The organism is Neisseria sp. RH3002v2g (assembly GCF_014596425.2).
Taxonomy (GTDB): Bacteria; Pseudomonadota; Gammaproteobacteria; order Burkholderiales; family Neisseriaceae; genus Neisseria.
Genome location: NZ_CP110721.1, coordinates 1744116 through 1769815 on the forward strand (window position 1 = coordinate 1744116; position 25700 = coordinate 1769815).

Consider the following 25700-nt stretch of genomic DNA (forward strand, 5'->3'; position numbering starts at 1 on the left):
TTTTATGTTTTCAGACGGCCTTTACTAGTTAGATGCACTAATCAAGTTCTACTGTTGAATTGATATAGGTAACATGATTCATTTCTGCCAAATCCTTACCTTCATCTATATCTGTATATAAAACATTATTACGTTCCCAAAATACATCTTTGCGTATGACTTTAGCCGGCACGCCTGCAATAACGCAGTTATTAGGAAAATGTTTTTTCACTACCGAAAATGCACCAACAATACTACCGCTACCAATCTTTGTACCACCCCAAATTGTTGCGCCATAGGCTACCCACACTCTGTCTCCAATAGTAACGTCTTTAGAAACATTTAAACGTTTTCCAGTATGAACATCATAAATTGGGTGTGCATCATCAGTACGGATTTGATTATTAGTGGCAAACATACAATCTTCACCAATGGACAAGGTTGTATGTTCGGCAACAGTAATATAAACCGGATTGGTACTGGTAGTTTTACTACCGATGTTAATCGTACAGCCTACTCCCAAACACCATTGGCCTTGCATAGAAACATTTTCTCCAATATAGACTTTGCTGTCCTTGCCTAAAAATTCTAAAAATACATTACGCAAGTTTGCATTAGGGTGGATAACAACTTCATTCCCACCTCCTCCTAGAAATTGGAAATGACAGTTTCGCAGATTATCAGGTGCAGTAATTTTATTTCCAGAGGTGTCGATATAATTACCTGACATCACTTCTTTTTTGCGGCTGTTAACTACTGGCCGTTCAGAAAAATATTGTTCCGCACGTTCGGCCAATTTGATAAAGACCGCACAGGTTTGGGCAAAATCCAAAGCACTGACATCATAAATGTATACATTATCCCCATCCTGCTTAGATAAACTGAAGTTTGGAAACATTTCTCCGATATTATCTATCTCACTTTTATTACGATAAAACAGGAAAATCTTCTGCCAATCTAAATTTAAACTGACAGAAAATGGTGTTTCACGGTCAGATTTGAAATTGCAGTACACATTCTGCTGATAATAAATATCAACAGACGTATTTTTTAATTTGATATTTTTAAGAATTTCTTGCTGAAATTCTTCAGTCGTTTTATCTACCATTACATTCCCCAAACATGATAAATATGGTTCAAATCTTAAAAAAATAGACAGTAAATTTAAAACTTACTGTCTATTTACTTCGCATTTAGTTCAGATTAATGTCCGAATCAGTGATATGGATATCCAACAGCAAATTATTGATAATGGTATTGGACAAGAATACTGTGTTGCCTGAAAAATCTATGTGCTTTTGAATTTTTTCAAAGTCAAATTCACATAATACAACTGTAGGCAATGCTTCTTTCAACTCTTTAATATCCGGATAAAACTCTGATACCTTAGCCGATGAAATGACCACTTGATTTTCAAGGTTATGATCAATTACATCTGGTAGCTTTTTGAAAGTCTCCAAAATCGGCGTACGGATAGAATGCAGATACAATGGATCTTTGCCACCATAGTATTTATGGTTGCCCAAAAATGGGTCGATTGCAAAGGTTTTGTACCCACCAATTAAGCCGTGATATACCGCTCCTGTACCGCCTGATGATGCACCGCAAATGACTACGTTTTTCTTATCTACGCCATAAATATTCATCAGGCTCTTAATGAAACGCTGGATATTATCTTCGATATTTTCATCAAACTTTGTATTCAAACCGTGACTGCCAAACGCGTCCGATACATCAGCCATACGGATGATATAAGTATTTGGCATAATGCTGTTGCTGATAAATGGAAATGGGTGGCTATAATAACGGTCAACCATATTCTCATTGCTCTTATTGGTATAAGAGAACAACACCAATAGGTTTTTCTTGTTGGCACTCAATACTTTCGGTGCTTCAACAGTATAAATGACATTCTCCAACTCATGGAAAGAGTCTGGGAAATAAGCCAAAAGATCTTTATAACTGTGCTTGTTCACACGACGGAACACACTTACACCCATTTTGTGTTCAACAGCTAAAAAGCCTCTATTATTTAGCTCATAAACATAATCACTCAGACCATGATTCCGAGCATAGCTTAGGAAAAACTCATTACTGTCGCCTTTAACACCAATGTATTCAACTTCCGGCTTATCCAAATACTCGGCTAAATTAATGCCTTTATTTTTTTCAACATTCAGGATGTAGCACAGTTCGCTGCCAAGATAAATGGAAGTAACTTCTAAAATCTCACTAAATTTATCCTCGATTTTTGCCCAATCGGCTTCAGCAAATTTAAAAGACAATACTGTCTTTTCTTGATTAACCGATTGTGGGTAACTTCCATAAACTTCTGAAATATATTTCAGAAATTTATGGAAGCCGGAAATCTTAGAAACTTTGCTCTTATTACGCTCAATAAAGTTAAAAGTTTGACCTACTGCCGTATAACTGACGCTGACAAAATAGTCGTTCAACAGAAAATCGAACACTATACTTTGATTGTTATAAATCCAAGCGTTAACCTTTTGAGGATCAATCTTGGCTTTTCGTAAGATGTTTTGCTGAATTTTATATAAATCCATTTTATAAACCCTGTTGATATTTTTCCAACAATGCTTTTTTGTCGGTTTTGTGGTTGGTGCTGACTGGAATTTCATCAATGTGAATAAATTCAGACGGCATCATGTAAGACGGTAAATTTTGTACTAATGCGTCTTTGATCGCCTGAGTATCTGCACTTTGCTTGGCTGTATAGAAACACACCAAACGCAATACTGCGCCTGTGTTGCGTTTCAAAGCCACTACTGCCACATTATCAAAGGCAAATTCCTTAAGGTTAAGGATTTTTTCTTCAATTTCTGAAAGTTCGATACGGTAGCCATTGAGCTTAATCTGCTCGTCTTTACGGCCTTGTACATAGAACAATCCATTTTTTTCAAAACCGTAGTCACCTGTTTTATAAGTGCGGTTATCGGCACTGTGGACTACCAAACGTTTGGCATTTTCAGTTTCGTTGTTCAGATAGCCACGCATCACATGGTTACCGCTAATCCAAATCTCTTCGTCAACAATCTCTAATTTGGAATTAAGCACGGCAACGCCTACAGGCAACTCTTCTTCTGCCGCCAGCATATCAGGTGTAATATCAACGTAAGTTGTTGCTACAGTAGCCTCAGTCGGACCATAGGTATTGATAACACGGACACCGGGAAATTTTTGAAAAATCATATTTACTACTGGTTTGCCAAGTTTTTCGCCACAGAACAAAAATTCTTTCAAACTCGGTAAAGTAGCCTGACTACATTTAGGGTTAAGCAGCTGCTGCATGGCAAAAGAAGGCGTGGAAACCCAAGTAGTAATTTGTTGTTTGGCCAAAAAATCAATCCAGGTGGCAGGATTAGAAATAGCATCACGACTGTTCATGACAATACAACCACCGTAAGCCAAGTTGCCAAAGATTTCGTACATTGACAAATCAAACGCAAACGGAGCCTGATTCATGAATACATTAGGTGCGGCTAAATTAAGCTGCTCTTTCATCCACTTCATCAGGTTGAATACAGCTTCACGACCGATTTGCACACCCTTAGGTGCGCCGGTTGTTCCTGAAGTAAACATGATGTAAGCCAAATCTTTTTCAGCCAGCTCTACTTCTTCGTCAGTCTGCTTTTCAAAAGTTTGCGTTGCCGAACGGTACACAAAACGTGCTTTCGACAGTTGGCAGATATTGTTCAGACGGCTTTCAGGATAAATACTATCCACCGGAATAAAAGGGATTTTGTTCAATAAGCAGGCATAAATTGCCACTGCAAAATCAATTTCTTTATGGCCGTGCAACACCAAAGGAATGTTTTTGGTAATATCTGCTATGCTTTTGTAAGCCTCGATAAATGTGGCTATTTTTACACGCAACTCTTCCCAAGAACATTCCTGAGTATCATTAACTAACGCTTTTCCCGAAGTTTGGCTGAAACGGTATTCCAAAAAATCATCAAGATTTTGGAATTCATTTAATTGTTTCATGATTTAGCCTTTGTAATTATTTTCAACATATTGAATGATATTGGCTGAGTTTGCCAAAATATCAACCAATTGCTCAAACGGCAAATCAACATCAAATTTTTGTTTGATGGCCATAACCAAATCCATTGCGCTCACGGAATCAATAAGTCCTGTAGACAACAATTCTTCATTTGCTGATACTTGTTTTTGTGCAACTTGTGAAATCAACGCCAAAACTTCGTTAGATACTGACATGGTAAGATCCTTTTATTGAAATTGAAATGATAACGCTTTGCACCCTGTGCATAACACTGTGATTATCCCATATTTTTTTACTTTTCAGGTAACTAAATATACAATATCCAAATAAAGCAATCCCTCTTTGGCAACATTTACACCAGGTTATCTGAAAGCGTTTGTATTTTCAGCCAACCGGTTTCACGACTTCCACAAACACAATTTTAATTAAGGAAAAACAATGACTATTCTTATCACCGGCGGTACCGGCTTCATCGGCTCCCATACCGTTGTTTCCCTGCTGAAATCAGGCTTTAATGCTGTGATTTTGGACAATTTGTGCAATTCGTCTGCCAACATCCTCCCGCGCTTGGAAAAGATTACCGGCAAATCTGTGCCTTTTTACCAAGGGGATATCCGTGATCGTGAAGTGTTACGTCAAATCTTTGCCGAACACGATATTGATGCCGTCATTCATTTTGCCGGCTTGAAGGCAGTCGGTGAAAGCATGGCCGAGCCAATGAAATACTATGACAACAATGTGTCGGGCAGCTTGGTTTTGGCTGAAGAAATGGCGCGTGCCGGTGTATTTAAGATTGTGTTCAGCTCATCGGCTACGGTTTACGGCGATCCGGGCAAAGTACCTTATACGGAAGATATGCAACCGGGGGATACGACCAGCCCTTACGGCACGTCTAAGTCTATGGTGGAGCGCATTTTGACGGATATCCAAAAGGCCGATCCGCGCTGGAGTGTAATTTTGTTGCGTTATTTCAACCCTATCGGTGCGCATGAAAGCGGTTTGATCGGCGAGCAGCCAAACGGTATCCCAAACAATCTGCTGCCTTATATCTGCCAAGTGGCTTCAGGCAAGCTGCCGCAATTGTCGGTTTTCGGCGACGACTACCCTACTCCCGATGGTACGGGTATGCGCGACTATATCCATGTGATGGATTTGGCGGAAGGCCATGTGGCGGCGATGCAGGCGAAAAGTGATGTTTCGGGCGTACACCTGTTTAATTTGGGTTCGGGACGTGCTTATTCGGTTTTAGAAATCATTCGTGCCTTTGAGGCGGCATCCGGTTTGACCATTCCGTTCCAAATCAAACCGCGTCGCGATGGCGATTTAGCCTGTTTCTACGCCGATCCCGCCTACACCAAAGCGCAGACCGGTTGGGAAACCAAGCGTGATTTGGCACAGATGATGGAAGACTCATGGCGTTGGGTCAGCAACAACCCAAATGGCTACGATGATTAAGTTGACCTGATACAGGCCGTCTGAAAGAGATGTTTTCAGACGGCCTCTTTATCTGAAAAACACACATTCTGTCTGCTATAATCCATTTATATTATTTTGACTATCCTCTGAAACTTATGAAAAAAATCCTTGTTACCGGCGGCGCTGGCTTTATCGGTTCTGCCGTTGTCCGTCATATTATCCAAAACACCCAAGACTCTGTCGTCAATGTCGATAAGCTGACTTATGCCGGCAATTTGGAATCTTTGACCGAGGTAGCCGATAATCCTCGCTATGCTTTTGAGCAAGTGGATATTTGCAACCGCGCCGAACTTGACCGCGTGTTTGCACAACACCAGCCTGATGCCGTGATGCACTTGGCTGCGGAAAGCCATGTCGACCGCTCTATCGATTCGGCAGGCGAGTTTATCCAAACCAATATCGTCGGCACATTCAATCTGCTTGAAGCGGCACGCGCCTACTGGCAACAAATGCCGTCTAAAAAGCGCGAAGCCTTCCGCTTCCACCATATTTCCACCGATGAAGTCTATGGCGATTTGCACGGCACGGACGATTTGTTTACCGAAACCACGCCCTACGCGCCGTCCAGCCCCTACTCTGCCTCTAAAGCGTCCAGCGACCATCTCGTCCGCGCATGGCTGCGTACTTACGGTTTGCCGACCATCGTAACCAACTGCTCCAACAACTACGGTCCATACCACTTCCCGGAAAAACTCATTCCTTTGATGATTCTGAACGCGCTCGACGGCAAACCGTTGCCTGTGTACGGCGACGGTATGCAAATCCGCGACTGGCTGTTTGTCGAAGACCACGCGCGCGCGCTGTATCAGGTTGTTACCAAAGGCGTCGTCGGCGAGACCTACAATATCGGCGGACACAATGAAAAAGCCAATATCGAAGTCGTCAAAACCATCTGCGCCCTGTTGGAAGAACTCGTTCCCGAAAAACCTGCAGGCGTGGCGCGTTATGAAGATTTGATTACCTTCGTACAAGACCGCCCCGGCCATGACGTGCGCTATGCCATCGACGCTGCCAAAATCGGCAGGGAGCTGGGCTGGAAACCGCAGGAAACGTTCGAATCCGGCATCCGCAAAACAGTGCAATGGTATTTGGACAACAAAACCTGGTGGCAAAACGTATTGAATGGCAGCTATCGTTTAGAGCGTTTAGGCACCGGAAAATAAGTTTTCAGACGGCCTGTTTCCATATTAGGCCGTCTGAAAATCACGCAAACACACACTACTCAGGAGAAAACCCATGAAAGGCATTATCCTTGCCGGCGGCAGCGGCACACGCCTCTACCCCATCACGCGCGGCGTATCCAAACAGCTGCTGCCCGTGTACGACAAGCCCATGATTTACTATCCCCTGTCCGTATTGATGCTGGCAGGAATCCGCGATATTTTGGTGATTACCACGCCTGAAGACAACGCCTCTTTCAAACGCCTGCTCGGCGACGGCAGCGATTTCGGCATTTCCATCAGTTATGCCGTGCAACCCAGTCCGGATGGCTTGGCACAGGCATTTATCATCGGTGAAGAATTTATTGGCAACGACAATGTTTGCTTGGTTTTGGGCGACAATATTTTCTACGGCCAATCGTTTACGCAAACATTGAAACAGGCCGCCGCCAAGACCCACGGCGCAACCGTATTCGGTTATCAGGTCAAAGACCCCGAGCGTTTCGGCGTGGTTGAATTTGACGAAAACTTCAACGCCCTGTCTATCGAAGAGAAACCGCAACAGCCCAAATCCGATTGGGCGGTAACCGGCTTGTACTTCTACGACCAACGCGTCGTCAAGTTCGCCAAACAAATCAAGCCGTCCGCCCGCGGCGAATTGGAAATTTCCGATCTCAACCAAATGTATTTGGAAGACGGTTCATTGTCGGTGCAACTGTTAGGACGCGGTTTCGCATGGCTGGACACCGGCACTCACGAAAGCCTGCACGAAGCCGCTTCATTCGTGCAAACCGTGCAAAACATCCAAGACCTGCAAATCGCCTGCCTGGAAGAAATCGCTTGGCGCAACGCTTGGCTTTCCGATGAAAAACTGGAAGAACTGGCGCGCCCGATGGCGAAAAACCAATACGGCCAATATTTGCTGCGCCTGTTAAAAAAATAATGTTTGAGGCCGTCTGAAACTTTTCAGACGGCCTTTAGATGAAAGATAAAACGATGAACATCATTGATACCGCCATTCCTGACGTAAAACTGCTTGAGCCGCAAGTCTTCGGCGATGCGCGCGGCTTTTTTATGGAAACCTTCCGCGACGAGTGGTTCAAAACCCAAGTCTGCGACCGCACCTTCGTGCAGGGAAACCACTCCAAATCCAGCAAAGGCGTATTGCGCGGCCTGCACTATCAAACTGAGAACACACAAGGCAAACTCGTGCGCGTGGTTGTCGGCGAAGTATTCGACGTAGCCGTCGATATGCGTAAAGACTCCCCCACATTCGGCAAATGGGTAGGCGAGATCTTGTCCGCAGAAAACAAACGCCAACTGTGGGTACCCGAAGGTTTCGCTCACGGCTTCTATGTACTGAGCGACGAAGCCGAGTTCGTCTATAAATGCACGGATTATTACAACCCCAAAGCCGAACACTCGCTGATTTGGAATGATCCGACCGTCGGCATCGACTGGCCGCTACAAGGTGAGCCGAACCTGTCGCCTAAAGACTTGGCAGGCAAAGTATTGGCCGAAGCCGTCACGTTTTAAAAAGTTTTAAAAAATAATTCAGGCCGTCTGAAAGAATGTTCCTCTTTTCAGACGGCCTACAATCCATTAATAACAATAATCGACGAAAACGCATTGTGAAAAACGCCTACATCCCCTCTCGCGGCATCCGCAAAATCCCCCATCTCTCCACCCTATTGCCTGAATTTCATATCTGCAAAGACGGAAAAGGAGCGGAGGCTGTTGTCGGCTGGGGTTTGCGCCCGACAACACACAAAGCGCGTGCTTTCGCCGCTGAACACCAGCTTCCCTTTATTGCGTTGGAAGACGGCTTTTTACGCTCGCTCGGACTCGGTGTCGCTGGTTATCCACCCTATTCCATCGTCTATGACGACCTCGGCATCTACTACGACACCACCCGTCCTTCGCGTTTGGAACAACTGATTTTCGCCGCCGATACCATGCCGTCTGAAACCTTGGCTCAGGCTCAGCAGGCGATGGATTTCATCCTGAGACATCATCTATCCAAATACAACCACGCGCCCGAACTTTCAGACGATCATCCTTTACGTTCCCCATCCAAGCCCGAAACCGTCCTCATCATCGACCAAACCTTCGGCGATATGGCCATCCAGTATGGCGGCGCAGACGCCTCTACGTTTGAACTGATGTTTCAGACGGCCTTGAATGAAAACCCGCAAGCCGATATCTGGGTCAAAACCCATCCCGATGTTTTGTGCGGCAAAAAACAAGGCTATCTGACCCGGCTGGCGCAGCAACACCGCGTCCATCTTTTGGCAGAAGACATCAATCCGATTTCTTTGTTGCAAAACGTCGATAAAGTTTATTGCGTTACCTCGCAAATGGGTTTTGAGGCGCTTTTATGCGGCAAACCGCTGACCACCTTCGGCCTGCCGTGGTATGCCGGATGGGGCGTAAGCGACGACCGCCATCCTGAAATCAACCGCCTTGTCCAAACCCAACGCCGCGTCCCCCGCAACTTACTGCAGCTCTTCGCCGCAGCCTATCTGCAATACAGCCGCTACCTCAACCCCAATACCGGCGAAGCAGGCAGCCTCTTTGATGTCATCGACTATCTAGCGACGGTCAAACGCAAAAACGACAAATTGCGTGGCGAGTTGTATTGCGTCGGCATGTCTTTGTGGAAACGCGCGGTTGCCAAACCGTTCTTTAACGTACCTTCATGCCGTCTGAAATTTATCTCCTCCACCCAAAAACTGGCCGGGGTCAAACTGTCCGACAATGCACGCATCCTTGCCTGGGGCAACGGCAAAGAGGCCATCGTTCGTTTTGCCGAACAACACCACATCCCCCTGCTGCGTATGGAAGACGGCTTTATCCGCTCGGTCGGGCTTGGTTCTAATTTAGTCCCGCCGCTGTCGCTCGTTACCGACGATATGGGCATTTATTTCAACGCCGAAACCCCGTCCCGTCTTGAACACATCCTGCAAAACCAAGACTTTGACGATCAAGACTTTCAGACGGCCTTAAAGCTGCAAAAAATGCTGACCGAAAACCACATCAGCAAATACAACGTCGGCAGCTCGGACTTTACCGCCCCATCAACCGACAAAACCGTAATCCTCGTTCCCGGTCAGGTTGAAGACGATGCGTCTATCCGCTACGGTTCGCCCCAAATCTACCGCAATCTGGATTTGCTCCGTACCGTACGCGAACGCAATCCCGATGCCTATATCATCTACAAACCGCATCCCGATGTAGTCAGCGGTAACCGCATCGGCCATATCTCCCCTGAAGATACGGCACGATATGCTGACCAAACCGCCGAACAAGCCGACATCCTGACTTGTCTCCAATACGCAGACGAAGTTCACACCATGACTTCGCTGACCGGTTTTGAAGCCCTGTTGCGCGGCAAAAAAGTCAGCTGCTACGGCCTGCCTTTTTACGCAGGTTGGGGGCTTACCCAAGATCTGCTCCCCATTCCGCGCCGCAGCCGCAGGCTTGAGCTTTGGCAGCTGATCGCCGGCACGCTCATCCACTATCCCGACTACATCCACCCCGAAACCCATCAGGCCATCAATGCGGAAACTGCAGCCCAAATCCTGATACGACAAAAAAATATGCAAAAAAACAACAACGGATTACATCGTGGGTACTTTGCCAAAAAATTAGGTAAAATCAAACAACTATATCGATCTTTTAAATAAATGCCATCAAAATTAACAATGCGTCATAAACCGGCTTCAATTGCAGCATCATTGCTTTTGCATCGTTAATACGCTTGGCGTATGCTTAAAAGTTCAACCCAAAACTATTACACAAAAAACAAAATCACATTGCGACATGAAACAGCCCGTCTTCCAAAACAACCTGCAAAACTTACTTGAAAGCGCAGAAAACATCCTGCTGCTTCAAGGTCCTGTCGGCGATTTTTTTCAGCGCCTCGCCGACTGGCTGACCGCAAATGGCAAAACCGTGCATAAATTCAACTTTAATGCAGGCGACGACTATTTTTATCCGCCTACTCAAGCGCATACCGTTGCTTTTAACGACAGCTACGATACCTTTCCTGAATTTTTGCAAAAATACATCGTTCAACATCACATCCAAGCCGTTGTCTGCTTTGGAGACACACGTCCCTACCATCTCCTGGCCAAACGAATTGCAAACGAAAACCAAGCCAGTTTCTGGGCATTTGAAGAAGGCTATTTCCGCCCCTATTACATCACATTAGAAAAAGACGGCGTCAACGCATTTTCTCCGTTGCCGCGCCGTGCCGACTTTTTTCTGGAACAATTCCCCAAACTGGCCCAGCAAGAATACAAAGCGCCGACACCGGTACGCGGCGGGTTTACGCCCATGGCCAAAAACGCCGTCCGTTACTATATTGAATTGTTCCGCAATCCGAACAAGTACCCGAACTACATCCACCACCGCGCATCCAATGCAGGCCATTACCTCAAACTGTGGTCAATCTCCATCCTCAAGCGTTTGAACTACTATATTGAAGACATCCAAATCGCCAAACGCGTGGAGGCGGGCAAATACGGCAAATTTTTTATTGTTCCCCTGCAGGTATTCAACGACAGCCAAGTCCGCATCCATTGCGACTTTTCCAGCGTCCGCAGCTTCCTGCTCCATGTTTTGGCCTCCTTTGCCGCGCACGCGCCTGCCGATACCAACCTCATCATCAAGCATCATCCGATGGACCGCGGCTTTATCGACTACTCGCGCGACATCAAACGCTTTATCAAAAAACACCCCAAACTCAAAGGCCGTATCACTTACGTCCATGATGTCCCCCTGCCCGTTTTCCTGCGTCACGGCCTCGGCATGGTTACCATCAACAGCACCAGCGGCCTGTCCGGCTTGATCCACAACATGCCAGTCAAAGTCCTCGGCCGCGCCCATTACGACATTCCCGGCATAACCGACCAAAATACCTTGGCAGAGTTTTGGAATCATCCGACGCCGCCTGACAGCGACCTGTTCCATGCCTACCGTATGTACCACCTCAACGTAACCCAAATTAACGGCAACTTCTACAGCCAGGTGTTTTTCCCCGACAAAAAAACCTCTGCCCCTTCCACTCCGACAACCTGACTTAGCAAAAATAATTCAGGCCGTCTGAAAAACATTTCAGACGGCCTGAAACAATCAACACCCTAGCCGCCGTCATGTAAACAAACCATAAAAAACCGCATTTATCATTAACAATAAATTACAAAAACAGTATAATAACCAAGCTGTCATGAACGCATGCCGACTCAAGCCGAAAGCTTTGTAACGCACTGAATAGAGATGTTTTCCCAGGAAAATAATACAACAAGCCAAACATCTTTAAAGGCAGGCCGCTAAGGCAACTGCAAAACTGTGCCGAACCCTATTTTTTACAAAGCCATCGACCGGCATCGCCGCCTATATGACGCAGCACCCGTCTTCCACTTTATCCGCCCGCAAACCATGACCGCCGCTCCTGAAATCCTCTACCGGCAAGCCGCCGCCCTTTTGGAACAATCCCATACCGCCCAAGCCCTGCCCCTGTTGCAACAGGCGGCAGAGCAAGGTTATGCGGAAGCTGCTTTCGTATTGGGCAACCATCTGCTGCAAAACGGCCAACCGGAGCAGGCACTTCCATGGCTGGAAGCCGCCGCGGCCCAACGCCATCCCAAAGCACTCTTCTCCCTGCTGCAACAGCGCGAACACAACGGCACCCCGACCGGACAGCTCCTCAACGAATATGCCTGGCTGGGTGAGCAGGGGCACTCAGAAGCCCAATTAATCCTCATGCGTTACCACGCGCAACGCAACGACCCACAATCGCTCTACTGGGCGGAGCTTGCCGCCGCCCGATATGCCGCGCCCGCGTATTACCATCTGGCGCGCCATCATCAACGCCAAGGCGACGTTGCGACAGCCATCGAACAATACGAAAAAGCGGCCGCCCTCGGCGTGACTGCCGCCTGTTGGCAACTCGGTCAAATCTACTTCTACGGCACAGGCATCAGCCCCGACCACGCACAAGCCGAACAATACCTCGAACAAGCCGCGCAAGCCGGCCACACCGCCGCACAAACCCTGCTGGCCGACCTTCTTGCCGCCCAACGACGACCCGAAGCCTTGGAATGGTATCGCCGTGCCGCCGACAAGGAACAAGCGGAAGCTCAAGCCAAGCTGGCCCAATACGCCCTGACCGGCGAACTTTCCGAACGAGACCCGTTCCAAGCAGCACGCTACGCCAAAGCCGCCGCCGAGAAAAACCATCCCGAAGCCCTGAAAATCATGGGCGACCTCTACCGCTACGGCCTCGGCATCAAAGCCGACAACCATGTCGCGCACGATTACTACCACCGTGCCGCCGCGCTGGGTTCTGCCGCCGCTGCACAAAAACTTATCAGCGATGCCGCGCTGTACCATCCGCAACAATACGAACAAATCAAAACAGCCGCCCTGCAACAACAACAAACCGAGACCGCATACCGTTTGGCGGAAGCACAAGCCCACGCCATCGGCCGTCCTGCCGACTACAATGCCGCGCGCAAAAATTACATGGAAGCGGCCGAGTTCCATCATAAAAATGCGGCGGCAGCCTTGGGCCGCATCTACCATTACGGCCTCGGCACGGCGCAAGACCCTCGGGCTGCCGCCCACTGGTACGCCATCGCAGCCGAACAAAACCACCCTTCCGCCCAATACCACCTCGCCTGTTTTTACTATCACGGGCAAGGTGTAAGCTGCCATGTTCCGACTGCCTGCTACTGGCTGCAGGCCGCCATCGGCAACGGGCATACCTCGGCCGGGTTATTAACATCCCTATTGGAACAATGGCGCCGCGAAGCGCATCATGCCATCGGGGAAAAGGCCGTCTGAAAAGATTTACACACGCATTTTTTGACAATCTTTAACTATTCCCCTAATATTTGCCAGTTATTTTTCACGGACAAGCCATCGTTTCCATTTCTTTCCAGAAACACCTTGTCCGCGCATCAATACCATAACACTCGGCGGATAACGCCAAGCGTTGAAACACACTGCATCCGGAAAGAAACGGATACTCGGAAAAACATTTCTAGGAGGTGAAACAACATGGAATGGGAATTCAACAGTTATTACACACTGATTGCCGCCACGCTCGTGTTGCTGGTTGGTAAATTTCTGGTTCAAAAAATCAAATTCTTACGAGACTTCAATATTCCCGAGCCGGTCGCCGGCGGTTTGGTTGCCGCTATCGTCCTGTTCGCCCTGCACGAAGCCTACGGCGTCAGCTTCAAATTTGAAAAACCGCTGCAAGATGCGTTCATGCTCATCTTCTTTACATCCATCGGTTTGAGCGCGGACTTCACCCGTTTGAAAGCGGGCGGCCTGCCTTTGGTCATCTTTACCGCCGTGGTGGGTGCATTCATCATCGTCCAAAACTTCGTCGGTGTCGGCTTGGCAAGCGCATTGGGTCTGGATCCGCTGATCGGCCTGATTACCGGTTCGATTACCCTGACCGGCGGTCACGGTACAGCCGGCGCATGGGGTCCTGACTTTGAAAGCAAATTCGGCCTGACCGGCGCAACCGGCTTGGGTATGGCTTCCGCCACCTTCGGCCTGGTATTCGGCGGCCTAATCGGCGGTCCCGTTGCCCGTCGCCTGATCAACAAAATGGGTCGCAAACCTCTGGAAACAAACAAAAAACCAGTTGACAACGATCAAACCGACGACGTCTTCGAAAAAGCACAACGTACCCGTCTGATTACGGCTGACTCCGCTGTCGAAACACTCGCGATGTTTGCCGCATGTTTGGCTTTTGCCGAAATCGTCGACGGCTACGACAAAGCCTTCTTCGACCTGCCTAAATTCGTATGGTGTCTGTTTGCCGGCGTGGTTATCCGCAACGTCCTGACTGCAACCTTCAAAGTCAATATGTTCGACCGCGCCATCGACGTATTCGGTAACGCCTCCCTGTCGCTCTTCCTCGCCATGGCTCTTCTGAACCTGAAACTGTGGGAATTGACCGGTCTGGCAGGCCCGGTAACCATCATCCTGGCCGTACAAACCGTCGTGATGATTCTGTACGCAACCTTCGTTACCTACGTCTTCATGGGCCGCGACTACGACTCCGCCGTCTTGGCAGCCGGCCACTGCGGTTTCGGTTTGGGCGCTACCCCGACTGCCGTTGCCAACATGCAGTCCATTACCCAAACTTTCGGCCCTTCGCACAAAGCCTTCCTGATTGTGCCTATGGTAGGTGCGTTCTTCGTTGACCTGCTCAACGCCGCCATCCTCTCCGGCTTCGTCAGCGTCATCAAAGGCTGATACGTCCGACATAGAAAAGCACTTGCCGCATTTACTTGCTGCAAGTGCTTTTGCTATGATAGGTACGTCAGGCCGTCTGAAAGGCCGTCACCTTCAGGAGTACACATGTACAAAAAAACCGCTTCCGTATTGATTTTAAGCACAATTCTGCTTGCCGCATGCAGCAAAGAAGAGCCCAAAGCCGCACTTGATTGCGCCCAACCGGCCACACTGCAAAACATCCGTACCACCATCGAAGACACCCTCAAACAACAAGCACGTTCCTTCGCCCGCAATGACAACCGCCAATTCGTCGATGCCGACAAAATCATCGCCGCCGGCCTCGAATTAGAAACCCTGCTTGAAGACCCCAAAGAAACCGAAGACGACGGCAAAGCCATCTGCCGCGCCAACCTCAAAATCCGTATTCCCGACACCATCCTCAAAACGGCCATAGACAACAGCCCGCTGATTTACGGCAGCACCCCGTTGGCCGACATGCTCGAACAAAAACTGATGGGCAGCAACCTGACCTTTGAAAACAACACGTTCAGCACCACCCTGCTCTACACCCCCGACAAAGACGGCAAACCGGTTTTCGAAGACAATACCCTGAGTTCCACCGCGCAAACCCTTTCCGCCACCCTGCTGCCCTACGGCGTGAAAAGCATCGTCATGATAGACGGCAAACCCGTGTCCAAAGAGCAGGCCATCAAACTGCTGCAAAACCAAAACACGGAAGAACCGCCCACCCTCAATCCGCAAGACATCCTTGAAAACAACGCCGCCAGCCAGGCTGCCGGCCTGACCGATGACGGCGACGATTCAGATTACGAAGTCCTGCGCCCCGACCATGAAACCCAACGCAACGAGCCGCCCGGCCTCAGCCAAAGCGAACTTGACAACGCGCGCGCGCAAAACCGTCAGGCGGACGGTGAAATCAACGACCTCTGGGGCGGCTTGGACAGCGACGTCAAACAACAAATCCTCGGCGAACAACGCGCCTGGATTCAAAGCAAAAAACTCAACTGCCAACAAGCCGCCGCGTCCGCAGACAACGCTGCACAAGCAGAATACCTGCGCCTGCAGTGTGAAACCCGCATGACCCGCGAACGCACGCAATACCTGCGCGGCTATTCCATCAACTAAAACCGATAAGGCCGTCTGAACATTCAGACGGCCTGCACGAAAGCACATCACATCATGCAATACCGAATCCACCGTGAAGGCGATGCCCAAAACACACCCTCTTCAGCCTCCACCCCCGTCGACAACTGGGAGCGCAACACCCTGCGCGAAGTCCTCCTCGCCGCCTACCAAGAACAACGCCGCGCCCGCATTTGGCGCAACATCTGGCGCGGCGTCGCCGTCCTCATCTTCCTCAGCCTGATTTTCGGCCTTGCGGAAGAAGAAGGAAAAACCTCGTCGGTCCAAGCCCGCAGCGAACACACCGCCGTTATCGACCTGACCGGCGAAATCGGCAACGACATCGACGACCAAGTCCAAATCCTGCGCGACAGCATGGAAGCCGCCTACGAAAACGGCAACGCCAAAGCCATCATCATCCGCGCCAACAGCCCCGGCGGTTCGCCTGTCGTGTCCAACACGGCCTTTAACGAAGTCCGCCGCCTCAAAGCCGAACACAAAAACATCCCTGTTTACCTCGTTGCCGAAGACATGTGCGCTTCCGGCTGCTACTACATTGCCGCCGCAGCCGACAAAATTTACGCCGACCCTTCCAGCATTGTCGGCAGCATCGGCGTGATCGGCGGCGGTTTCGACTTCACCGGCCTGATGGACAAAGCCGGTGTCAAACGCCGTCTGAAAACCGCCGGCAGCAACAAAGGCATGGGCGACCCTTTCACGCCTGAAACCCCAGCGCAAACCCAAATCTGGGAAACCATGTTGGGCGATATCCACCAAGAATTCATCAAAGCCGTCAAACTCGGCCGCGGCGCAAGGTTGAAAGACAAACAGTATCCCGACGTTTTCAGCGGCCGTATTTACACCGGCAAAGAAGCCAAACAGGTCGGCCTGATTGACGACTTCGGCAGCATTTACAGCGTCGCCCGCGATGTCGTCAAAGCCCCCGAGCTGGTCAACTACACGCCGCAAGACGATTTCAGCAAAATGCTCAGCCGCCGCTTCGGTGCGGAAGTGAAGGCCAAAGTCAAAGAAACTTTGTCTGAAATTTGGTAAACCAAAAAACTCAAAGGCCGTCTGAAACCCTAAACATCGGGGTTTCAGACGGCCTTTTGATATGGTTTTTACAATAAAACGCTGATTATTGTCCAAACACTCATTGGCTTTATCAAATCGGCAGATAAATATTTCCTGATGATGCTCTTACAGGAACACTTTACGCCGACAAACGATCAAACCTCCACGCTTCAGACGGCCTGTTTCTGCATATTGTGCGCCATATCGAGCGCGGCGCGGACGGCGGTCATCAGGCTGCCGGAATCGGCTTTGCCCGTGCCTGCCAAATTCAAGGCCGTGCCATGATCGACGGAGGTGCGGATAAAGGGCAGGCCGAGGGTAATGTTCACGCCTTCGCCGAAACCGGCGTATTTGAGCACCGGCAGGCCCTGGTCGTGATACATGGCGAGGACGGCATCGGCATCTTTAAGCAGGAAGGGTTGGAACACGGTATCGGCCGGATAAGGGCCGCGTGCGTCTATGCCTTCGGCCTGCAAGGCATGAAGCGCCGGAATAATGGTGTCGATTTCTTCGTGTCCCAAATGGCCGCCTTCGCCGGCGTGGGGATTGAGGCCGGTAACGAGGATGACCGGTTTGGCTATGCCGAACTTATGGCGCAGGTCGTGTTCAAGAATGCGGACAACCGACTCGATTAAAGGCTTCGTGATGGCGGCGGAAATGTCTTTCAGCGGCAGATGGGTGGTCACCAACGCCACGCGCAGGCCGCCGCCGGTCAACATCATGACGACTTGTTCGGTATGGCTTTTTTCGGCGAGGTATTCGGTGTGGCCGCTGAAAAAGCCGTTGCCTACGTGTGCATCGTTGATGATGCCTTTGTGCAGCGGCGCGGTCACCATACCGGCAAACAGGCCGTCTGAAATGCCTTGATACGCCGTATCCAGCAGCCGGAGGACATACGCGGCATTGGCAGGATTGAGTTCGCCTGCCCGACACTCGGCATCTAAGGGAATATGCAGGACTTCGAGTTCGCACTTGTGCAACGGATCGGCCGCTTGGGCTTGAAAATCGCGCAGGATAACGGATTTGCCGAGCTGTTCGGCCCTTTGCGCCAACAGGTTTTTATCGCACAAAACAACGGGGCGGCAAGGAAGATCGGCGAAAGCCAAATCAAGGCAGATGTCGGGGCCGATGCCGGCCGGTTCGCCGGAAGTGATGGCGAGAATGGGAGCAGTCATGGTGTTTCTCGGTATGGTTTACAGTATTTAGACAACAGTCAGGCAAAATGCCTGCCCTATTTTTGCAGATTAACACAAATACAAAAAGGCCGTCTGAAAACAGTTTTTGCTTGGTCAAACTGTGTTCAGACGGCCTTGTCTGTTTACCGTTTTATACTTAAGAACGGCGGCCGATCATGCGGTACAAAACGTCGTGGCCTTGAATGCGGTGGACGACGACCATGGCGATGTGGCCGGCGACCAGCGCGAAGAGCAGCCAGCCGAGTTTGCCATGCGCCATATTGCCGAGGTTGGCCATCCATTCGATTTTTTCAGGCGAACCCTGCATCACTTGGACGCCGAATACTTTCAACGGGCCGCGGCCGCTACCGTATTGGCGGATCATGCCGATAACGGGAACGGCAAGCATGAGGACGTAAAGGGCAAGGTGGCCGGCTTTGGCGGCAAAGCTGTCGGCGGCAGGACGTTTGGATGCATTGAGCAAGGCCCAAACAATGCGCACGATAATCACCAGCAGCGTGATGAAACCGATGGATTTGTGCACGCCGAAGAGTGCGCCGACCCATTCTTCGCCGTCATAAATGGTCCAGATGGCGATGGTGGTCAGGATGCCGATGAAACCGAGTACGGTCAGCCAGTGCAATGCGCGCGCGACGGCATCGTAGGTTTGGGGGCGTGTAGTGGTCATAATGTTTCCTTGTTTTTGATTTATTTGATTTTTTGAAGCGGCGGATTGTATCAAAAATGCCCAACCAATTTTGTTGCCTTTTTGAAGATATTTCGTAAATATTTGAAAATTTTGAATAAACATCAGTTTTATCCGTCAGGCTGTACAGGCCGTCTGAAAACAAGGGCAGGAATACCACCTTCTATGCCGAACTCGGGCTAAAATAGGCGTTTTTATTCTCGGGTACGCATCGATGCAGGTTTGGATTCGGCGGTGTGCGCTGTTGCTGCTGCCTTTGGGTTTCTTGGCGGTCATGGTGGCCGCGCCTTTGCTGTCGCTGGCGTTTTACGACGGCGAGGGTGCTTGGACGGAAGTGGTGGCTGATGACTATATGCGCCTGCGCTTGGGCTGGACGGTGGCGCAGGCGGTTTTGACCTGCGTCTTGGTCACGGCTTTGGGCGTGCCTGCGGCGTGGGTGCTGGCGCGAATGAATTTTGCCGGACGGCGTATGGTTTTGCGCCTGTTGATGCTGCCTTTTGTGATGCCGACTTTGGTAGCGGGCATGGGCGTGCTGGCCTTGTTTGGCGCACACGGCATACTGGCGTCCGGTTGGCAGGACACGCCGTGGCTGCTGATTTACGGCAATGTGTTTTTCAACCTGCCGGTTTTGGTGCGCTCGGCGTATCAGGGATTTGTGCGTGTGCCGCAGGCGCGGTTGCTCTCGGCGCAATCGTTGGGCGCGGACGCGTGGCGGCGGTTTGTCTGGGTCGAATGGCCGGTGGTGCGTGCATGGGTCGCCGGCGGCGCGTGCCTGGTGTTTTTATATTGTTTTTCAGGCTTCGGGCTGGCCTTGCTGCTCGGCGGCGAGCGTTTTGCAACGGTGGAAGTGGAAATCTACCGGCTGGTGGCGTACGAGTTGGACATGGTGCGTGCGTCGGTATTGGTGTGGCTGGTGCTGGCGGCTACGGCGGCGGCCGGCGGTTTGTATGCGTATTGGAGTAAGCGCGTGGCGGTGGATAAATCAGTCTCGCCTTTGCCTCCGCGCGCGCCGGTACGGGCTTGGGAAAAATGGCTGACGGCAACGGTATTGGCCATATTGGTGCTGTGCTGTCTGCTGCCTTTGGCGGCGGTGTGGCTCAAGGCGGCAACGGCAGGCTCTTCGTGGGCGGTTTTGCTGGAAGCGCAAACGTGGGCGGCAGTGTGGAACACGATCCGTTTCTCTGCGGCAGCGGTGGCGGCGGCGACGGTTTTGGGCGTGCTGTATGCGGCGGCGGCACGGCAAATGGCGTGGTTGCGCGCGCTGATGTTTTTGCCGTTTATGGTGTCGCCCGTGTGCATCGCGTTTGGCGTATTGCTGCTCTATCCGCAATGGACGGCTTCGCTGTGGCTGCTGACGGCGACTTATGCGTTGTTGGCGTATCCGTTTGTGGCCAAAGACGTATTGGCCGCATGGGACGGTTTGCCCAAAGATTACGCGGCGGCGGCGCGCACCATGGGCGCAAACGGTTTTCAGACGGCCTGTTATGTAACCGCGCCTTTATTGAAACCGGCCTTACGGCGCGGCCTGACCTTGGCTTCGGCAACGTGTATCGGCGAATTTGCGGCCACATTGTTCCTGTCGCGCCCCGAATGGCAGACGCTGACCACCTTGATTTACGATTATCTCGGGCGCGCCGGTGCGGACAATTACGGACGGGCGATGGTGTTGACGGCCGTATTGACCGCTTTGGCTTTGGCGGCATTTTTGCTGGTGGACGAAGCAGAAGGACAAAAGGCCGTCTGAACGCGTTCGGTTTCAATTTCCTCCCTTCCCATGCGCCATTGCGGCCTGTATCGAAAATTGATTGAATCCGCTATATAATTTGTTTTTAACCGTACCCAACACGACCTATCATGACCGACTTAGAAACCAAACGCCTTGAAACCCAAGCCATGCTGGACAATGCCGACTTGCTGTTTGACCAAGAACAATGCCGCGCGGCCTTGCAAAAAGTTGCCGACGACATTACCCGCGACTTGGCCGACAAATACCCCCTGCTGCTGCCTGTCATGGGTGGTGCGGTGGTGTTTACAGGACAGCTGCTGCCGCTGTTGCGCTTCCCTCTGGACTTTGACTACGTCCACGTTTCCCGCTACGGCGACAAACTCGCAGGCGGCGCGTTCAACTGGAAACGCATGCCCGACCCCGAGCAAATCAAAGGCCGTCATGTCGTCGTTTTGGACGACATCCTGGACGAAGGCCACACCATGGCCGCCATTCAGGAAAAACTGTTGGAAATGGGCGCGGCGAGCTGCCGTGCGGCCGTATTTGCCAACAAGCTGATCGACAAAGAAAAACCGACCCAAGCCGACTATATCGGTTTGGACGTGCCCAACCGCTACGTCTTCGGCTACGGCATGGATGCCGCCGGCTGCTGGCGCAACCTCGGCGAAATCTACGCCTTAAACAACAAATAAAACCAAGGCCGTCTGAAAGGTTTTCAGACGGCCTCAAACCAACACTAGGAACACATCATGATCGGCCTGCTTATCATCACGCACGAAACCATAGGCGAAGCCTACCAAGGGCTGACCCACCATTTCTTCCCCAACGGCTTTCCCGAAAACGTCCGTATTCTCGGCGTTCAGCCCAATGAAGACCAAAACGACATCATCAACAACGCCATCGCCGCCTTGCAGGAATTTCCCGACAACCGCGGCGTACTGATCATGACCGACATCTTCGGCGCCACCCCGTGCAACGCCGCACGCCGGCTGGTGCGCGAAAACAAATCCGCCATCCTGACCGGCCTCAACGCCCCGATGATGATTAAAGCCATCCAATACTCATCACAAGCCGAAAACCTCTCCGACTTCACCGAAACCGTCAAAGAAGCCGCCATCCGGGGCATTTTCGCCATTACATCCGCACCCGAAGACCTGGTGTGCAAAGAACACGGCTAAGGCCGTCTGAAAACATTCACTTTACGAACATTTAGGGGACATCCATGCTCAAACAAGAAATCGAAATCATCAACAAACTCGGCCTGCACGCGCGCGCCTCCAGCAAATTCACCCAAACCGCCTCCCAATTCCAAAGCGAAGTCTGGGTTACCAAAAACGGTAACCGCGTCAACGGCAAAAGCATCATGGGTCTGATGATGCTGGCCGCCGCCAAAGGCACCGTGATTGAGCTGGAAACAGAAGGCGCAGACGAAGCCGCCGCCATGCAGGCGTTGACCGACCTCATCAACGACTACTTCGGCGAGGGCGAATAATGAGCATCGTCCTACACGGTGTGGCCGCAGGCAAAGGCATCGCCATCGGCCACGCCCACCTCATCACGCGCGGCGCGGCGGAAGTTCCCCAATATGACATCGATCCCGACAAACTCGAGGCCGAAGTCGCCCGTTTCGACAACGCCATCAAAGCCACGCGCAAAGAACTGGAACAGCTGCGCGGCGCGATTCCCGAAAACGCCCCGACCGAATTGGGCGCGTTCATTTCCCTACACCTGATGCTGCTGACCGACGTTACCCTCTCGCGCGAACCCATCGACATTTTGCGCGAGCAGAAAATCAACGCCGAATGGGCATTGAAACAACAAAGCGACAAGCTCGCCGCCCAGTTCGACAGCATCGACGACGACTACCTGCGCGAACGCAAACAGGACATGCTCCAAGTCGTCCGCCGCATCCACAACAACCTTGTCGGCCAAAGCAACGAAATCAACCTCGCCGGCAACCTGTTTGACGACACCGTCCTCATCGCGCACGACCTCTCGCCTGCCGATACCGTATTGTTCAAAGAGCAGCACATTACCGCCTTCGTAACCGATGCCGGCGGCCCGACCAGCCACACCGCCATCTTAGGCCGCAGCCTCGACATCCCGTCCGTCATCGGCCTGCACAACGCCCGCAAACTCATCACCGAAAACGAAATCGTCATCGTCGACGGCATCAACGGCGTCCTCATCATCGATCCCGACGAAGTCGTCCTCAACGAATACCGCCGCCTCGCCCGCGAATACCGCAGCCACAAGCGCGAACTCAACAAAATCAAAAAAACCGCTGCCACCACGGCCGACGGCATCAACATTGAGTTGCTCGCCAACATCGAATCCGCCGAAGACATCAAAGCCCTGCACAACTTCGGCGCAGACGGCGTCGGCTTGTTCCGCAGCGAATTTCTTTATCTCAATCGCGACACCATGCCGTCTGAAGACGAGCAATACGAAGTGTACAGCGCGATTGTGAAAAAGATGAAAGGCAAAAGCATCACCGTCCGCACCGTCGATTTGGGTGTCGATAAAAATCCGCGCTGGTTCGGCCAAAACAGCACGCCCAACGGCAGCCTCAACCCCGCGCTCGGCCTGACCGGCATCCGTTTGTGTCTCGCCGAGCCGGTCATGTTCCGCACCCAAATGCGCGCCATCCTCCGCGCCACCGCCCACGGCCCCGTGCGCATGATGTGGCCGATGATTACATCCATTTCCGAAGTGCGCCAATGCCTTATCCATCTGGACACGGCCCAACGCCAACTGACCGAGCGCGGCGAAACCTTCGGCCCGGTCAGCATCGGCTGCATGATCGAAATCCCGTCCGCCGCCATGACCGTCGGCAGCATCCTCAAGCTCGTCGACTTCGTTTCCATCGGCACCAACGACCTGATTCAATACCTCCTGTCGGTCGACCGCGGCGACGACAGCGTCAGCCACCTCTACCAACCCGGCCACCCTGCCGTCCTCAAAACGCTGCAACACATCATCCGCACCGCAAACCGTATGGAAAAAGGCGTGTCCATCTGCGGCGAAATGGCCGGCGATACCGTCTTCACTCGACTGTTACTCGGCATGGGCTTACGCCGATTCTCCATGAACCCTAACAACCTGCTTTCGGTTAAAAACATCATCCTGCACAGCCACACCGGCCATCTTGAAAACGATGCCGCCAAAATCCTGCGCTGCGAAGACCCGGAAAAAGCCGAGAAACTGATTAAAATCCTCAACCAAAGCGAGCAGAACGAAGACAAGGCCGTCTGAAATTCGCAAAATATCCGAAACCGACACAAGGGCGTATTGAACACGCCCTTTTTATTTTTTCCCATTTTGGGTTGACACCCGATTCCCCTCAAGCCTTTCCTATTTCGCCATTTCAAAAACCAACCTTTTTCACTTTTCCCAAACACTGCTTACAGGCCGTCTGAAAAATATAGGGCGCAAGTGAAATAAAACTTTTATGCCCACACCAAAGGCCGTCTGAACCCCGAATCGCAAGGTTTCAGACGGCCTGCTGTATTCAACCGGATACCTTTTATTTTTTGCAATAAAAAACCCTTTGCCTATCCATTTCAGCTACTGCCCACTATGGATTTAGGCACACCATACTCGTCCTTTTTACTAGGTCTTCAGTACACCCAAGCCCTATATCAACACTATCCCTTCGTTTTAATGATGCAACTTTTTATTCCGAAATATGTCTATCCCTACATTCACTTGAAAAAAGATTCAATACCTTGTAAATTTATAAAAAGATAGTAATTATCATCATATTTTGAAGGAATGACTCATGAGATTTACGCAACTTTCTGCTTTGATTGCCGCCGCCGCTTTATCCGTCGGCTCCGTATCGGCTTTTGCCAAACCCGTTCAGCTGACCGATACCGTCGGCCGTAAGGTAACCGTCGACCTGCCTGCCAAGCGCGTGGTTTTGGGCTTCTACTACCAAGACTACATGGCCATCGGCGGTAAAACCGCGTTGGACAACGTTGTCGGCTTCTCCAAAGCAGTTTGGGCCGACTGGGCGCCACCAAGCTGGGCGGCATTCAGCAAAGCCGTGCCTAAACTGAATCAGCTGACCGACGTGGGCGAAGTGGAAGTCGGCACTTTCTCGATTGAGAAAGTATTGGCGTTGAAACCCGATTTGCTGGTTTTGGCCGAATGGCAATACAAGGCTCTGGGTTCCGATCTCGACCGCATCAACAAAGCCGGCATCCCCATCGTCGTGTTGGACTACAACGCGCAAACGGTGGCCAAACACGTTCAATCGACCAAACTCATCGGCACATTGACCGGCCAGCAGCAAAAAGCCGACAAACTGGCGGCGGATTACAAACGCGTTGCCGACACCATCCAGGCGCGCGTGCAAAAAGCCAACCTGCCCAAGCCTAAAGTCTATGTCGAGTTCGGCAACAAAGGCCCTGCCGAACACAGCGTAACCTTCGGCAAGAGCATGTGGGGTTCGATGGCGACGCTGGTCGGCGGTAACAATATCGCCGCTTCTTCGGTCGAATTCTACGGCCCGATCAATCCTGAAAAAGTCCTCGCCGCCAAACCCGACGTCATCGTGATTACCGGCCGTGAAACCGAATTGAAGAAAAACCCTGCCGCCATGGTGATGGGCTGGGGCATTCCGAAAGCCGAAGCGGAAAAACGCTTGGCCGGTTTTGCCAAACGCGCCGGTTGGGCCAACCTGCCTGCGATTAAAAACAACCGCCTCTACGCCGCCTACCATGCCAACTCGCGCACGCTGTCCGACAGCGCGTCGATTCAGTTTATGGCCAAAGCGATTTATCCGCAGTTGTTTAAGGATTTCAACCCTGAGAAAACCTATCTGGACTTCTACCGCCAAAACCTGCCGGTCGTACCGAGCGGCACGTTCTACCTCTATCCAAAAGGACAATAAGGTAGTTTAGATTTTCAGACGGCCTTTTAAATCGGAAGGCCGTCTGAAATTTTTGCGGAAGAAAAAGGCAAACCCGTT

Annotated in this window: 22 protein-coding genes; 16 read left to right on the forward strand and 6 right to left on the reverse strand. The window is 51.0% G+C overall.

Features of this window, described 5'->3' with window-relative positions; all coding sequences use genetic code 11:
- Positions 1–37 precede the first annotated feature (37 nt).
- From BBP27_RS08260 to BBP27_RS08275, 4 genes are all read right to left on the reverse strand, one after another.
- Positions 38–1087, reverse strand: coding sequence for an acyltransferase (locus BBP27_RS08260; protein ID WP_070606302.1), 1050 nt, complete (start codon positions 1085–1087; stop codon positions 38–40).
- An 85-nt stretch (positions 1088–1172) separates the two neighbouring features.
- On the reverse strand, positions 1173–2543 hold the full coding sequence (locus BBP27_RS08265) for an XcbB/CpsF family capsular polysaccharide biosynthesis protein (RefSeq protein WP_049349324.1): 1371 nt from the start codon (positions 2541–2543) through the stop codon (positions 1173–1175).
- 1 nt (position 2544) lies between these two features.
- The gene (locus tag BBP27_RS08270; RefSeq protein ID WP_107737291.1) at positions 2545–3984 is read right to left on the reverse strand and encodes an AMP-binding protein; all 1440 of its coding nucleotides are present in this window, start codon (positions 3982–3984) and stop codon (positions 2545–2547) included.
- Positions 3985–3987: 3 nt separating this feature from the next.
- On the reverse strand, positions 3988–4218 hold the full coding sequence (locus BBP27_RS08275; RefSeq protein WP_003747973.1) for an acyl carrier protein: 231 nt from the start codon (positions 4216–4218) through the stop codon (positions 3988–3990).
- Between the two features lie 223 nt (positions 4219–4441).
- On the opposite strand from BBP27_RS08275, the gene galE reads away from it, so the two are divergent.
- The 10 genes from galE (at position 4442) to BBP27_RS08325 (ending at position 17097) form a co-directional block, all read left to right on the forward strand.
- The gene (gene galE, locus BBP27_RS08280; protein WP_188212244.1) at positions 4442–5458 is read left to right on the forward strand and encodes a UDP-glucose 4-epimerase GalE; all 1017 of its coding nucleotides are present in this window, start codon (positions 4442–4444) and stop codon (positions 5456–5458) included.
- Positions 5459–5574: 116 nt separating this feature from the next.
- Complete coding sequence (gene rfbB, locus BBP27_RS08285) at positions 5575–6642, forward strand: dTDP-glucose 4,6-dehydratase (protein ID WP_188212245.1); 1068 nt, start codon at positions 5575–5577, stop codon at positions 6640–6642.
- A gap of 73 nt (positions 6643–6715) precedes the next feature.
- The gene (rfbA, locus tag BBP27_RS08290) at positions 6716–7582 is read left to right on the forward strand and encodes a glucose-1-phosphate thymidylyltransferase RfbA (RefSeq protein WP_188212246.1); all 867 of its coding nucleotides are present in this window, start codon (positions 6716–6718) and stop codon (positions 7580–7582) included.
- 53 nt (positions 7583–7635) lie between these two features.
- On the forward strand, positions 7636–8175 hold the full coding sequence (gene rfbC / locus BBP27_RS08295) for a dTDP-4-dehydrorhamnose 3,5-epimerase (RefSeq protein ID WP_185079641.1): 540 nt from the start codon (positions 7636–7638) through the stop codon (positions 8173–8175).
- Between the two features lie 35 nt (positions 8176–8210).
- The gene (locus BBP27_RS08300) at positions 8211–10325 is read left to right on the forward strand and encodes a capsule polysaccharide biogenesis protein (protein ID WP_188212247.1); all 2115 of its coding nucleotides are present in this window, start codon (positions 8211–8213) and stop codon (positions 10323–10325) included.
- Positions 10326–10461: 136 nt separating this feature from the next.
- Positions 10462–11721: a capsule polysaccharide biogenesis protein gene (locus BBP27_RS08305; RefSeq protein ID WP_188212248.1), complete on the forward strand. Its 1260-nt coding sequence runs from the start codon at positions 10462–10464 to the stop codon at positions 11719–11721.
- Between the two features lie 360 nt (positions 11722–12081).
- Positions 12082–13488 carry a tetratricopeptide repeat protein gene (locus BBP27_RS08310; RefSeq protein ID WP_188212270.1) on the forward strand — a complete coding sequence of 469 codons (1407 nt, stop codon included), beginning with the start codon at positions 12082–12084 and terminating at the stop codon, positions 13486–13488.
- A 216-nt stretch (positions 13489–13704) separates the two neighbouring features.
- Positions 13705–14919: a sodium/glutamate symporter gene (gene gltS, locus BBP27_RS08315; protein ID WP_101755737.1), complete on the forward strand. Its 1215-nt coding sequence runs from the start codon at positions 13705–13707 to the stop codon at positions 14917–14919.
- 105 nt (positions 14920–15024) lie between these two features.
- A complete protein-coding gene (locus BBP27_RS08320) occupies positions 15025–16047 on the forward strand; it encodes a lysozyme inhibitor LprI family protein (RefSeq protein WP_188212249.1) in 1023 nt (340 codons plus the stop codon).
- A gap of 54 nt (positions 16048–16101) precedes the next feature.
- The gene (locus tag BBP27_RS08325; protein ID WP_188212250.1) at positions 16102–17097 is read left to right on the forward strand and encodes a S49 family peptidase; all 996 of its coding nucleotides are present in this window, start codon (positions 16102–16104) and stop codon (positions 17095–17097) included.
- Positions 17098–17288: 191 nt separating this feature from the next.
- Here the strand turns inward: BBP27_RS08325 and pdxA are convergent, their stop codons facing one another.
- Together pdxA and BBP27_RS08335 are read right to left on the reverse strand one after the other, a co-directional pair.
- On the reverse strand, positions 17289–18293 hold the full coding sequence (gene pdxA / locus BBP27_RS08330) for a 4-hydroxythreonine-4-phosphate dehydrogenase PdxA (protein ID WP_188212251.1): 1005 nt from the start codon (positions 18291–18293) through the stop codon (positions 17289–17291).
- A 157-nt stretch (positions 18294–18450) separates the two neighbouring features.
- Positions 18451–18981, reverse strand: a complete 531-nt coding sequence (locus BBP27_RS08335; protein ID WP_188212252.1) for a cytochrome b — start codon at positions 18979–18981, stop codon at positions 18451–18453.
- Positions 18982–19213: 232 nt separating this feature from the next.
- Here BBP27_RS08335 and BBP27_RS08340 point away from each other — a divergent pair, with 232 nt between their 5' ends.
- From BBP27_RS08340 to BBP27_RS08365, 6 genes are all read left to right on the forward strand, one after another.
- Positions 19214–20743 carry an ABC transporter permease gene (locus BBP27_RS08340; protein ID WP_188212253.1) on the forward strand — a complete coding sequence of 510 codons (1530 nt, stop codon included), beginning with the start codon at positions 19214–19216 and terminating at the stop codon, positions 20741–20743.
- 110 nt (positions 20744–20853) lie between these two features.
- Entirely contained in the window at positions 20854–21417 is a 564-nt protein-coding gene (locus tag BBP27_RS08345; RefSeq protein ID WP_003747943.1) for a hypoxanthine-guanine phosphoribosyltransferase, read from the forward strand.
- Positions 21418–21474: 57 nt separating this feature from the next.
- Positions 21475–21903, forward strand: coding sequence for a PTS sugar transporter subunit IIA (locus BBP27_RS08350; RefSeq protein ID WP_188212254.1), 429 nt, complete (start codon positions 21475–21477; stop codon positions 21901–21903).
- Between the two features lie 44 nt (positions 21904–21947).
- Entirely contained in the window at positions 21948–22217 is a 270-nt protein-coding gene (locus BBP27_RS08355) for an HPr family phosphocarrier protein (protein ID WP_003683718.1), read from the forward strand.
- On the forward strand, positions 22217–23980 hold the full coding sequence (ptsP, locus tag BBP27_RS08360) for a phosphoenolpyruvate--protein phosphotransferase (protein ID WP_188212255.1): 1764 nt from the start codon (positions 22217–22219) through the stop codon (positions 23978–23980). Before BBP27_RS08355 ends, ptsP begins: the two co-directional genes overlap by 1 nt.
- Before the next feature lie 526 nt (positions 23981–24506).
- Positions 24507–25622 (forward strand): ABC transporter substrate-binding protein, encoded by a 1116-nt coding sequence (locus BBP27_RS08365; RefSeq protein WP_188212256.1) that lies wholly within the window; start codon positions 24507–24509, stop codon positions 25620–25622.
- Positions 25623–25700: the final 78 nt, after the last annotated feature.

Coding starts and splice junctions, on each gene's coding strand:
- BBP27_RS08260 (WP_070606302.1), bottom strand. CDS start 1,087: ATGGTAGATAAAACGACTGAAGAATTTCAGCAAGAAATTCTTAAAAAT.
- BBP27_RS08265 (WP_049349324.1), bottom strand. CDS start 2,543: ATGGATTTATATAAAATTCAGCAAAACATCTTACGAAAAGCCAAGATT.
- BBP27_RS08270 (WP_107737291.1), bottom strand. CDS start 3,984: ATGAAACAATTAAATGAATTCCAAAATCTTGATGATTTTTTGGAATAC.
- BBP27_RS08275 (WP_003747973.1), bottom strand. CDS start 4,218: ATGTCAGTATCTAACGAAGTTTTGGCGTTGATTTCACAAGTTGCACAA.
- galE (WP_188212244.1), top strand. CDS start 4,442: ATGACTATTCTTATCACCGGCGGTACCGGCTTCATCGGCTCCCATACC.
- rfbB (WP_188212245.1), top strand. CDS start 5,575: ATGAAAAAAATCCTTGTTACCGGCGGCGCTGGCTTTATCGGTTCTGCC.
- rfbA (WP_188212246.1), top strand. CDS start 6,716: ATGAAAGGCATTATCCTTGCCGGCGGCAGCGGCACACGCCTCTACCCC.
- rfbC (WP_185079641.1), top strand. CDS start 7,636: ATGAACATCATTGATACCGCCATTCCTGACGTAAAACTGCTTGAGCCG.
- BBP27_RS08300 (WP_188212247.1), top strand. CDS start 8,211: ATGTTCCTCTTTTCAGACGGCCTACAATCCATTAATAACAATAATCGA.
- BBP27_RS08305 (WP_188212248.1), top strand. CDS start 10,462: ATGAAACAGCCCGTCTTCCAAAACAACCTGCAAAACTTACTTGAAAGC.
- BBP27_RS08310 (WP_188212270.1), top strand. CDS start 12,082: ATGACCGCCGCTCCTGAAATCCTCTACCGGCAAGCCGCCGCCCTTTTG.
- gltS (WP_101755737.1), top strand. CDS start 13,705: ATGGAATGGGAATTCAACAGTTATTACACACTGATTGCCGCCACGCTC.
- BBP27_RS08320 (WP_188212249.1), top strand. CDS start 15,025: ATGTACAAAAAAACCGCTTCCGTATTGATTTTAAGCACAATTCTGCTT.
- BBP27_RS08325 (WP_188212250.1), top strand. CDS start 16,102: ATGCAATACCGAATCCACCGTGAAGGCGATGCCCAAAACACACCCTCT.
- pdxA (WP_188212251.1), bottom strand. CDS start 18,293: ATGACTGCTCCCATTCTCGCCATCACTTCCGGCGAACCGGCCGGCATC.
- BBP27_RS08335 (WP_188212252.1), bottom strand. CDS start 18,981: ATGACCACTACACGCCCCCAAACCTACGATGCCGTCGCGCGCGCATTG.
- BBP27_RS08340 (WP_188212253.1), top strand. CDS start 19,214: ATGCAGGTTTGGATTCGGCGGTGTGCGCTGTTGCTGCTGCCTTTGGGT.
- BBP27_RS08345 (WP_003747943.1), top strand. CDS start 20,854: ATGACCGACTTAGAAACCAAACGCCTTGAAACCCAAGCCATGCTGGAC.
- BBP27_RS08350 (WP_188212254.1), top strand. CDS start 21,475: ATGATCGGCCTGCTTATCATCACGCACGAAACCATAGGCGAAGCCTAC.
- BBP27_RS08355 (WP_003683718.1), top strand. CDS start 21,948: ATGCTCAAACAAGAAATCGAAATCATCAACAAACTCGGCCTGCACGCG.
- ptsP (WP_188212255.1), top strand. CDS start 22,217: ATGAGCATCGTCCTACACGGTGTGGCCGCAGGCAAAGGCATCGCCATC.
- BBP27_RS08365 (WP_188212256.1), top strand. CDS start 24,507: ATGAGATTTACGCAACTTTCTGCTTTGATTGCCGCCGCCGCTTTATCC.